Annotated in this window: 3 protein-coding genes, 1 tRNA gene and 1 pseudogene; 4 read left to right on the top strand and 1 reads right to left on the bottom strand. The window is 62.4% G+C overall.

What is annotated here, in order from left to right; all coding sequences use genetic code 11:
• The first annotated feature begins 382 nt into the window (after nt 1-382).
• The 3 genes from W911_RS01590 (at nt 383) to W911_RS17645 (ending at nt 8345) form a co-directional block, all read left to right on the top strand.
• Nucleotides 383-2413, top strand: coding sequence for a TonB-dependent siderophore receptor (locus W911_RS01590; protein WP_158412819.1), 2031 nt, complete (start codon nt 383-385; stop codon nt 2411-2413).
• Between the two features lie 126 nt (nt 2414-2539).
• On the top strand, nt 2540-4918 hold the full coding sequence (locus tag W911_RS01585; RefSeq protein ID WP_081717797.1) for an AI-2E family transporter: 2379 nt from the start codon (nt 2540-2542) through the stop codon (nt 4916-4918).
• A gap of 619 nt (nt 4919-5537) precedes the next feature.
• Complete coding sequence (locus W911_RS17645) at nt 5538-8345, top strand: GMC oxidoreductase (RefSeq protein WP_081717600.1); 2808 nt, start codon at nt 5538-5540, stop codon at nt 8343-8345.
• A 296-nt stretch (nt 8346-8641) separates the two neighbouring features.
• On the opposite strand, the gene W911_RS01570 is transcribed toward W911_RS17645, so the two are convergent.
• A tRNA-Arg gene (locus tag W911_RS01570) sits at nt 8642-8718 on the bottom strand.
• Between the two features lie 156 nt (nt 8719-8874).
• On the opposite strand from W911_RS01570, the pseudogene polA reads away from it, so the two are divergent.
• Nucleotides 8875-11881 (top strand): annotated as a pseudogene (gene polA / locus W911_RS17075) (DNA polymerase I).
• The last annotated feature ends 40 nt before the right edge of the window (nt 11882-11921 follow it).

Here is an 11921-nt window from a genome sequence, read left to right as displayed (position 1 = left end):
AGAAAGCCCAGTGGTGCGGGAAAAGATCCTGTTATCGCTGAAAAAGCGCATCCGCAAATTGACTCGGCGACCGTGAACGGGCATCCGATATTTTATGCTCGCGTAACGGTCGGGACCTCACGTGCGGACGCGGATTCGAAAGACGGGGATCGGGAGTGAGACGGGGTTCGCGGGCCTCGCTGGTGCGGTCCTTGTTGCGCTCTCGGGCGCTGGGGCCCACGGGCAGGCCGTGGACGAGACACAACTCCCCGCAATCGAAGTGATGGCTCCCGCCGCGGCCGCTCCAGCCGCGAAAAGCGCACCCAAGCAACAAGCAAAAGGACCAGCGTCTGAGGTGTCCGCGGCGACGGCGGAGCCCGGATTCCAGCCGCAAGGCGGGCACGTGACCCAGACCACGGCCGGCCCCGTCGATGGTTACCGTGCGTTGACCGCCACGTCGGCCACCAAGACCGAGCGGCCGATTGAAAAGATCCCGCAGTCGATCCAGGTCATTCCAAGATCTGTCATCGACGACCAGTCGCCGATCAGTATCGACGAAGTCTCCCGCAACGTCAGCGGCGTGCTCGGTACGCTGCGCCTTCAGACGCCGGCGTACGACAGCGGAAAGATCCGCGGCTTCTTCTCGGAGCAGCGGTTGGACGGTTTGCCCGTCACGTACAATCCGGGATTTCGCGACAGCATCGTCAACATCGAGCGGATCGAGGTCCTGAAAGGTTCCACGGCGGTGCTCTATGGCGGAGGCTTGGGTGCTCCGGTGGGCGGAGCGCTCAACGTGGTGTCGAAGATGCCGTTCGATGCGCCGCGCACCGAGATCGGCGCCACCATCGGAACGGACAGCTATTACCGGCCCTACTTCGACATCAATCAGCCCATCGCAGCCGACGGCACCGTGCTGTTCCGGCTGACGGGCGAATACCTCGATGCCGGAAGCTTCATCGATCACATCGAAACGAAGGCGTTTGCGCTCAATCCCACGCTGATGCTCCGCCCGAGCGATGCGACGACGTTGACGATACAGGGCCGGTTCTCGCGCTGGGAACAGCCGGAGTATCAGGGCCTGCCTGCGGTCGGAACCGTCGCCGGAGATTTCCGCGTCCACCGGAGCTTGTTTACGGGCGCGCGGGAAGCGCCGGACGCGCACAGCGCCGCCGATAGCGTGACGGTCACGCTCGATCACGCGTTTTCCAAACATGTGGATTCGACCGTGAAAGCGCGCTGGAGCCGGTCGGATCTGGCGGAGGTCGGCCAGATCCTGGTCGGGAGCGATGGCCTGATGGCCAACATGCCCCTGATCCCGCCGTCGCACTGGCTCGCGACCAATGGCTTTCTGGACCAGGACCAGGACGAGTTTCTGATTTCCGCCGATACGCGCTTCCGCTCGTCCGCCTCCTGGCACGAAAGTACGCTCCTCGTCGGCGCGGACTACAGCCGGCTCGCAGCCAACGGCGCGATCGTCCTCGACGTCTTCCGCGGCGGAGCGGGTCTCGTAGACTTGAGAAACCCGGCGCCATTGCCCTTCGTGCGCCCGCCGAAAGCGCCCGACACGACCGTGATGGATGAGCGCGAAGTCGTTGTTTCGCAGGGCGCGTACGTTCAGCTCGAAAGCACGCTGGCCGACCGGCTGCATATCGTGGCCGGTGTGCGGCTCGCGGATATCGAGGTCGATTCCATCGACTATATCGACGGCGCGCGCGCGAACGAACGTGCGACGCGTCTCCTGCCTCGCATAGGCGCGCTGTTGGATGTGACGGAACGAGTGTCGGTCTTCGCCGGCTACAGCGAAGGCCTCACGAGCTACGCCGTGGTTGGTCTCCGCGGGACCCCGCCGCCCGAGACATCGGCACAAGTGGAGGCGGGCCTCAAGTTCGATCTCGGCGGCGGACTGACGGGAACGGCCGCGCTGTTCCAGCTCGACAGGTACGATACGCCGGTGGGTCTCGATGCCGTGATGATCGGCACCAGCCACCAGCGCGCACGCGGCGCCGAGCTCGATGTGATCTGGCAGCCGACGCGCAATTGGAAGGTCCTCGGGTCCTACGCATTTATCGACACCGAGGTGGTGAGTGCGACAGCCTTGGTCCCGCCCGGCGCGCGCCGCATCGGCGTACCGGAGCACTCCGGGCGGCTCTGGGTCGACTACGCCTTCGACGAGCCCGCTCTTGAGGGGTGGAGCGTGGGCGCGGGGCTCTACGCTGCGTCGGGACAAGCCGTCGATCCGTTGAACCTGTTTTTCACCGATAGCTACATGACGGTGGATGCCAAGGTCTCGTACGCGACGGAGGATTGGAAGATCACCGCGTCTGCCAAGAACCTCCTGGACGAGGACTATTTCGTCTCCCATTTCTATCTCGGCGGCCGAGTCGCCCCGGGAGACGCGCGCGCGTTCTACCTGACCGTTGCCCGCACCTACTGAGACGGTTCGGCATTCTGCCCGGCGCATGCCGAAACGGCCATGGCAACGGCGGCCGATGCGGGTCCGCCGGGAACCTCAGACCGCTGAACGGCGTTATGCTCCCTGACGTTCGGGGTAGTGCCGGCCATGTCTCCAAAACCTATCGAGCAAACGGTCCTCGTCGGCCCCGCCGATGCGGTCGATCCTAAACCGCATGACGCGGTGCGGATGGCGGCAACACTCGTGTCGGCCGCAATCATCATCTGCGCGCTTTATTTCGGTCGCGACGTTCTTATTCCGCTGGCCTGCGCCTTCCTCATCAGCTTTGCGCTCCATCCGCTGGTGTCCTGGCTCGTGCGCGTCGGCCTGCCGCGCATCGGAGCGGTTATCGTCGTGATGACGATGATCCTCGTGCTCATCGGCGGACTGGTCGTCGTGCTCGGCGCGCAGTTGCGCTCGCTCAGCGAAGAGCTTCCGACGTATCAATCCACCATTCGCGCGAAGATCGACGACATGCGCGGGCAGTTCAAAGTGCCCGCCGTTCTGGACGACCCGATGGGGGCGGTCGAGGAGGATCCAAAGAGCGAACCGGCCGCGACGGCCGATGCGCCGCAACGTGTGGAGGTCGTGCCGCGCTCGAAAGAGCCGATCGAGATGGCATCCGAATGGCTCGCGCCGTCGCTTCAGCCGTTGGCGATGGCGGGCATCGTCTTCGTCTTCGTTTTTCTTGCGCTGCTCGACCGCAGCGATCTGCGGGATCGCCTGTTGCGATTGCTCGGCGGCAATCTGCATCGCTCGACCGATGCGTTGGAGGAAGCGGGCACCCGCATCAGCAAATATCTCCTGATGCAGGTGATCGTGAACGTCAGCTACGGCGTTCCGATGGCCATCGGCCTTTGGGTGATCGGCGTTCCCGGCGCAATGCTGTGGGGCGCCGTCGCGGCCATCATGCGTTTCGTGCCGTACGTGGGCCCGCTGATCTCCGCCGTGTTTCCGATCGGTCTCGCGTTCGCGGTCGATCCCGGCTGGAGCATGGTCCTCTGGACGATTGCGCTGATCCTGGTGCTGGAGCTGATCAGCAACAACATCGTCGAGCCGGTGCTCTACGGCACGAGCACCGGCCTGTCCGCGATGTCTCTGATCGCGGCCGCGACGTTCTGGACGGCGCTTTGGGGTCCTGTCGGCCTCATTCTCTCCACGCCGCTCACGGTGTGCCTGCTCGTCTTGGGAAAGAACGTCCCGCAGCTTCGCTTCCTCGATACGATCCTCGGGTCTATGCCCGCGCTCGATACGCCGACGCGGATCTATCAGCGCTTGATTGCCGACGATGCCGACGAAGCCATCGACATTGCCACCACGGAAATCGAAACGTCCTCCGTGAAGGAATTCTACAACGACGTCGGCATCCCGGTTTTGCGCCTGGCGAGCGAGGACCATCTGCGTCATGCCACGCCGGAACACCGTCTGCGCGTCGCAAACGGTCTGGAGGAATTGCTCGACGAGGTGCGCGAGGAGTTCCCGCCCGATGGCGACCCGATAGTCCACACGCGCATTCTATGTGTCGGCGGAAAGTGGGAAATGGATACCGTCGCGGCCGAGATGCTGGCGCACGCCCTCGAACTCGAAGGGCTTCCGGCCAGCGCGCGCGCCGCCTCCACCCTCGGCACCAGCAATCTCGCGGATCTGGAGCTCAGTAAAGGCGAGATCGTGTGCCTGAGCTATTTCAGCGCCAATCCGATAGTTCCGGCACGTCAGCTCTGCCGCCGCCTTCGCCGCAAATGGCCGGAGGTGCAAATCGTTCTGGCGCTTTGGGATGCGCCGGCAGAGCTGCTGGAAGGCGACACGCTTCGAGATCTCGGCGTCCGCGAGATCGTGACCTCGATAGACGAAGCCATCGGACGGTTGCATCGCATGGCTGCGCCGGAGGAGGCGGAAGCGGCACACGTTGCCGAGCCGCCGGAAAACGAGGCCGAACGGGTGGCCGCGCTCCGTGCCACCGGCGTGCTGTCAGGTGACGCGAAAGAAGGGCTCGACGCCATCGCCATCCGCGCCGCGGATGTGTTCAACGTCGATCTGGCTGTGATCTCCGCCATCGATGCCAGCGAGGAATTCATCGTCGGGCAAAGCAGGAAACTTCCGGGAGACACGCGGGCGGAGTGTGGTGGCATGCTGGTCATCCCGCGCGAGGATGCGGTGTGCGATCATGTCGTTTCGGGCGGCGATACGCTTGTCGTCGCCGATACGGACCGCGATCCACGGTTCGCGGACAATCCGACCCTCAAGATGTGGAACGCGCGCTTCTATGCCGGCGCACCGCTCCGCACGGCAGACGGCGTTGTCTTTGGCGCCATGTGCATTCTCGACAAGGAGCCGCGTACGCTCGATGAGCAGGAATTGAAAGTGCTCGCCACGATGGCCGCCGATGTCGTCGCGGAAATCACGGGAGACGACGTCGGCGGGGACGGGGCGGAGGCCGCCGAGCCCAAGGACCCAACGGCGACCGTCGGTCAGCCCGTGCCGGAATAGAAGACAGGATCGCCCGCAACATTCAGAAACGTTTGGAGAACTGGCGCACCGGAGAGGATGAAGCTGGGCACTGTTATGTCATTGCCGGGCCTTTATAATTTCCTCAGCTTGCTTGCGCGGGTTCACCCGTTTGGGCGCGCTCAAGAAACCTATCCTGCACGCGCTCCTGCGCCTTCTTCGAAACGGCAAATCCCATTATCCTGCCGTCCGTGCCCGCATGCGGCCATGTTCGCAATGATGACCGGTGCAATTACGATACGTCGTGCGGCACGTGAGCCGTGAGCGATGCGGCAGTTGCCCCTGTCCCCCTAACAACATCCCCCAACGCGTACCCAAAGTCCGTCCAACGACGACCGGTCACCATCGGTGGCCACTTCATGCGGACGCCAAGTTGGTACGACCATTAAGAATAGAACAGGCTAGCTGCTCGACAAGTGTCAGGAAATCCTGCGTCTTCATCACGAGTCCTCCGACGCTAACCACAAACCCAGCGTCACCTCAAGGCGGGGCAGAGCCTTTAGTACGCTGCTAAGTAGTGGGCAGTATTTCCAAATAGCTAGATGGCCGCGTCGATGAGCGAACTGTCTCGCTGGGATTTTTGAGCGAGGGGTGAAATCTAATGCCAGTTGTATCATTTTCCGATTTCCTCGCCTCGTCGCTTCCGGAATTCGACCTGTTTATCATTGGTTCCGGTCCGGCAGGATTGTCCATTGCCAATGAATTTAAAAAATCGCCGTTTCGGGTCTGTGTTATCGAAAGCGGTGGCATCGAGCCCAACAAAGAAAGCGAAGCTCTCAATGAGATCGTAAGTGTAGGACACAGGCGTGCGGATCCTGAGCTCGTTCGCCGTCGCTGCGTCGGTGGGACCAGTGCGATTTGGACTGGGCGCTGCGGCATGTTCGACGCTATCGACTATCAGGCACGCGACTGGCTGAAACTGTCAGGTTGGCCAATCGACGGAATGGACCTTGAAAGCTATGTGCCGCGCGCCGGAAAGCTGCTTGGTATTTCAAACCTATCGTTACACCATGCGCTCCGCGACCTTGAGCAATCTTACGATCGAAGGCTGTGGGATGAGCGATTCCTGTCGCCTGTCATGTGGCAGTTCAGCAGCAAGGGCACCGACTCCGCTACAGAGCATTTTGCCCATCACAGCCATCATTTGCCGGATGAACTCGCCATCCTGAGACACTCGGGTCGCAAAACACCTGTCGATTTCGGCCGCGCTCATGTCGGCTGGCTGAAGAAAAGCGACAATATTTACTTGTTGATCCAAACGACGGTGCTCGAAGTTCTCGTCAACCCATCGGGTGGGTGTGTGACCGGAATTCGACTTTGCGGACCTGATGGTGACGCGCGCGTTCTGAATGCTTCGAGTGTCGTTCTGGCCTGTGGGGGGATCGACAATGCCCGCTTGCTATTGGCATCGCGTAGCGTCGTCCCTGTCGGACTTGGTAACGAACGGGATCAGGTCGGTCGCTATCTGGCAGATCATACTTTCACCGAACTGGGTTCTTTCGGAAGAGGCAGGGCAAAGACGCTTCGCCGCCGATTGGGTACGCGGCTTTATCAGGGTCGCGGAGTTCCTCACAGCCTGTGCTTCGGTCTCCGTCTTTCTCCGGCGCTTCAGCGGCAGGAAGGGCTCATGAACGCGGCAGCCCATCTGGTCGAGTTCGGAACAAAGTTAGCGCCCCTAACCTCCATTGCGTCCGGACTGCGCGAATTGCGGAATGGTGTCGACATTTTAGCAGCCGGTCGGCAGGTGGCATCCGGGTTGATGCATCCCGTCGGTCTTGCGGAGGGGGTTTTTGATCGCTTCGTTCACAAACGCGCTTCGCTGAACGATCCGGATAAGACTATACTGGGCTGTGTCGTCGAGCAGCCGCTCAATCCCGAAAGCCGCATCCGCCTGTCGGGGCGAAAGGATCGCTTCGACTCCCCCTTGCCTGAAATTGACTGGCGGATCGACGAAGCCGAATTTCGGACCGCGCGCCGTTTTCGCGAAATTATGTTGGCCGAGTTCTTGCGGCTCGGTATGGAAGCGCCCGATGCCCCGGATTGGGCGAGCCTCGGGCTTCAAGGCTGGCGCGACAGCCTGACCGATTTAGCCCATCCAATGTGCACGACACGGATGTCCGACGATCCGCAGACCGGGGTCATCGACGCCAACTGCATGGTCCATGGAGTTGAGGGGCTCTACATTGCGGGCAGCTCGGTTTTTTCAACGCCTGGGCATATGAACCCCACCCAAATGATTGTCGCGCTTGCTCTCAGGTTGGCGGATCATCTGCACGCGAAACTCCTGAAGGTACGTGCTCCCGCCAAACCCATTACTTTTCACCCGAAGATTCGGATTGGAATTGTTGGCGCGGGTGATCGCATTAAGCGCATCTACATACCCGCACTGAAAGCGACATCCGATAGGATCGAGGTTGTCGGAGTGACCTCTCGAAATCTCTCCACCGCGCAGAAGCTAGCGAATGAGACCGGGTGGACCGCTTATCCTGATCCTGCCCGGATGCTCGAAGAAGGTGCGCCTGATCTTGTGCTTGCATCAGTCTCACCCCATGCAAATGACGGCACTTATAAGCAGCTCTTAGCCCTAAACAGGCCGCTCTTGCTCGAGACGCCATTCTGCTGGAGCCTTCGCGCAGGTCGAAAATTGCTTCGGCGCATCCGAGCCATAAAAGAAAATGTAGGTGTCGCAGAGCAATTTCCTTACACGCCGCTCGCCCAGCTACAGAAGAAAGTCATAGATTTGGGCTGCATCGGCGTGCCGGAAGCTGCAGTCAATCAGTTCTTGGATTACGACTATCACGGTATGGCGCGCTTGCGCGCAGCACTTGGTCGCTCGGACGATGTCATCACGGTGAGTGCGACGCGCATCGTTCTTGATACATCGCGGGGAAGGGGGAGTAGGGTGTGGGACGATGCCACCTTCAAATACCGCTCGGGCAGCGTGCTCAAACACCAGTTCTCGCCTGGCAACGATGTTGCGGTCACACGAGGCCCGACGGGGTTCTATGTGTATGGCAGCGAGGGCAGCTTAACCGATGCGACACTGCTGTTCTCTGAAGGAGAGGGCCGGACGCTTTCGAAAGAAGTGCAACGCATCGAGCAATATGGTCGCCTGCAGGAACTAACGGTCGATACGCAGCTTGGTCCCGTGGTCTGGAAAAACCCCTTCATTCATCACGATCTTGATGACGAACAAATTGCCGTTGCCTCGTTGGTGTTGAGAATGGCCGAGGCGGTTTCGTATGGAGGGTCATGTGCCTATGACGCAACCGATGCGCTATTTGATCTAGAAATGTTAGCCGCCATGCGGGCATCGCAGGAGCGCGCAGGACAGCAAGTTCGCATCGGCATATCCCCGGTCTGGGAAAAGGGAAGAAAGGTGCTGCGAGCGATGCTGCTCCGGCGCTAGGCTCCAAACCCAATCAGGACGGGATCACGACGCGAGGGCTTTTGTTCGTCTGGCAGGAGCGAGGTCGTGACCTTGCCCCCGCGGGAGTACCCGATCTGAGCTAGAGTCCGTCGATCCGAGAAGGAGACGGATCGACCTCCGAGTACCGCTAAGACGAGGGCGTTATATCAGGGCAAAGCTCACGCTTTTGCGTGCTCTCGCACGGGCGGTTTGCTTCCCTCCCGCTTCCCCGACGCTTCCAGCAAGCCTTGCGTCGATTTTACCACCGACGAAGATTCAGATTCTATTGGGAGAACTGGCGCACCCGACAGGATTCGAACCTGTGACCTCTGCCTTCGGAGGGCAGCACTCTATCCAGCTGAGCTACGGGTGCAGTCCATGGAGCCTCGGCGCCTGCGCACCGGGAGCCCCTGATAGCGCATTCCGGGGGCCGGATCAAACGGACTTGCAGGGCCCGGCTGTCATGTCGCCCATGAGGTGCTGACCGGCGTCGCGGGAGCCCCTATATTCCCCGCCCATGACCCAGACCATGAGCGAATCCAATCCCGAAAAGCAGCCGCGCGCGGCCGTGTGCACCGTCCCCGATGGCGAGCCGGTCCCTATCGTGAAGGGGAGCCACCTCTATCTGGTGGACGGCTCAGGCTACATCTTCCGCGCTTTTCACGCGCTGCCGCCTCTCACGCGCCCCTCCGACGGGCTGCCCGTCGGCGCGGTGCACGGCTTCGTCGCCATGCTTTGGAAGCTCCTGGCCGAGACCAAGGCATCGGAAGCGCCGACGCACCTCGCCGTCATCTTCGATGCCAGCGAGAAGACGTTTCGCAACGAGCTTTATCAGGACTACAAGGCCCACCGCCCGCCGGCGCCGGAGGAGTTGGTGCCGCAGTTCCCGCTGATCCGCGAGGCGGTTCGCGCATTCAACGTCGCCTGCATCGAGCAGGATGGCTACGAGGCCGACGACTTGATCGCGACCTATGCCAAGCATGTGGTGGAAGCAGGCGGCGACGTCACCGTGGTCTCCTCCGACAAGGACCTGATGCAGCTCGTGCGCCCAGGCGTCGTCATGTGGGACGGCATGAAGAACAAGCGCATCGGCCCCGACGAGGTACGCGAGAAATTCGGCGTCGCCCCGGAGCATGTGATCGACGTGCAGGCGCTCGCGGGAGATTCGGTCGATAACGTGCCGGGCGTGCCCGGCATCGGCATCAAGACGGCGGCCGAATTGATCACGGAGTACGGCGATCTGGAGTCGCTGCTCGCGGCGGCGGGCGGGATCAAGCAGCCGAAGCGGCGCGAGAGGCTCATTGAGTTCGCGGATCAGGCGCGCATATCCCGCGAGCTTGTGAAGCTCAGGGACGACGTGCCGGTGACGGTGGCGGTGGAGCGCACCGGCGTGCAGGAGCCGGATCCCGAAGCGCTCCTCGGCTTCCTGCGCCAGATGGAGTTCACGACCCTTACCAAGCGGATTTCTGGCAAACTCGGCGTTGAGCCGCCGCCGCTGCCCGACAAACTTTCTTCTCCCCCGGCGGATGGCGGGACTCCCCCACCCTAACCCTCCCACAAGGGGAGGGGGACCAGGCGGAGATCTCCTCGAAGGCGGCCCCGGATCGCCGGCGGGTGGAGCGGCGATCCACGCCGCGCGCATCGCCAAGGTCCCGTTCGACCGCGCCGCCTATGAGACCGTGACGGGCATCGAGCGCCTGGAGCAATGGGTTGCCTCTGCCCGCAACGCCCGCCGCTTCGCCTTCGACATCGAAACCACCGCGCTCGATTGCATGACCTGCGACCTCGTCGGCTTCTCGATGGCTGTCGAGCCGGGGAAAGCCTGCTACGTGCCCGTCGGCCACCGCGCGGGCGGTGAAGGGTTCGACTTCGGGGATGGCGGCGGGCTCGTGCAGGCGCCGCTTCGCGAGGCGCTCGCGCTGATCAAGCCGCTGCTCGAAGACCCGTCCGTTCTCAAGATCGGGCAGAACATCAAATTCGACTGCCTCGTGCTCGCTCGTTACGGCATTCGCGTCGCGCCGGTCGACGACACCATGCTGATCTCGTACGTGCTGGACGCCGGGCGCGGCGGTCATGGCATGGACAGTCTCGCCGAGCGTCACCTCGGGCATACCTGCCTCACCTATGACGAAATGGTTGCGCCGCTGCCGGGCAAGAAGGCCGAAAAGTCCTTCGCTCAAGTGCCGATCGACCAGGCGACGGCCTACGCGGCCGAGGATGCGGACGTGACGCTTCGGCTCTGGCACAAGCTCAAGCCCCGCCTTGCCTCGGAGCACCTGTCGACGGTTTATGAGACGCTCGAACGCCCTCTCGTGCCGGTGATCGTCGGTATGGAGCATGCGGGCATTCGGGTGGACCGCAGCGTCCTGTCGCGCCTCTCCTCCACGTTCGCGCAAAGCCTCGCGCGGCTCGAAGAGGAGATCAACGGATTGGTTGGGCACAAGTTCAACCTCGGCTCTCCAAAGCAGCTTGGCGAACTGCTGTTCGACCGCCTGGGGCTGCCGGGTGGCAAGCGCACGAAAAGCGGACAGTGGGAAACGCGCGCGGGCCTGCTCGACGATCTCGCCGCCCGCGAGGATCTGCCGGAGGATTCGCGCCTCCTGATCAACAAGATGCTCGAATGGCGCCAGCTCTCGAAGCTGCGCTCGACCTATACCGATGCGTTGCCCGCATTCATCCAGGAAGAGACGGGCCGCATCCACACGAGCTATGCGCTGGCGTCCACGACGACGGGCCGGCTGGCATCGTCCGATCCCAACCTGCAGAACATCCCCATCCGCACCAAGGAAGGTCGCGAGATCCGCACCGCCTTCGTTGCCGAGAAGGGCAAGGTTCTGGTCTCCGCAGACTATTCGCAGATCGAGCTGCGCGTGCTGGCGCACATCGCGGACATTCCCCAACTCAAGAAAGCGTTCGCCGACGGTCTCGACATTCACGCGATGACGGCGTCCGAGATGTTCGGCGTGCCGATTGCAGGCATGCCGCCGGAGGTGCGGCGCCGCGCCAAGGCGATCAACTTCGGCATCATCTACGGCATCTCGGCGTTCGGTCTCGCCAACCAGCTCGGCATCGGCCGCGACGAGGCCAGCGCTTACATCAAGACCTACTTCGAGCGCTTCCCGGGCATCCGCGATTACATGGACGCCACGAAGAAGCAGGTGCACGACACGGGCTACGTCGAGACGATCTTCGGCCGGCGCATCCACTATCCGGAGATCAACACCAAGAACCCGTCCATGCGCGGCTTCCTGGAACGCGCCGCGATCAACGCGCCGATCCAGGGCTCGGCGGCTGACATCATCCGCCGCGCCATGATCCGCATGGGCCCGGCGCTCGACGAGGCGAAGCTCGCAACCGCGCGGATGCTGCTCCAGGTGCACGACGAATTGATCTTCGAAGTCGCGGAGACGGAGGCCGAGCGCCTGATCTCGGTTGCGCGCCGCGTGATGGAGAAGGCCGTGGAGCCCGCGGTGCACTTCTCGGTGCCGATCCGCGTCGATGCCAAGGCGGCCGCGAACTGGGAGGCGGCGCACTGACAGGCCGCAGGCTGCAGCGGGCAAGCCGCTACGCGTCCTG

The organism is Hyphomicrobium nitrativorans NL23 (genome assembly GCF_000503895.1).
In the GTDB taxonomy this organism is placed as follows: Bacteria; Pseudomonadota; Alphaproteobacteria; order Rhizobiales; family Hyphomicrobiaceae; genus Hyphomicrobium_C; species Hyphomicrobium_C nitrativorans.
The sequence above is the reverse complement of the archived record's forward strand: the minus strand, read 5'-3'. Positions and strand labels throughout refer to the sequence as shown.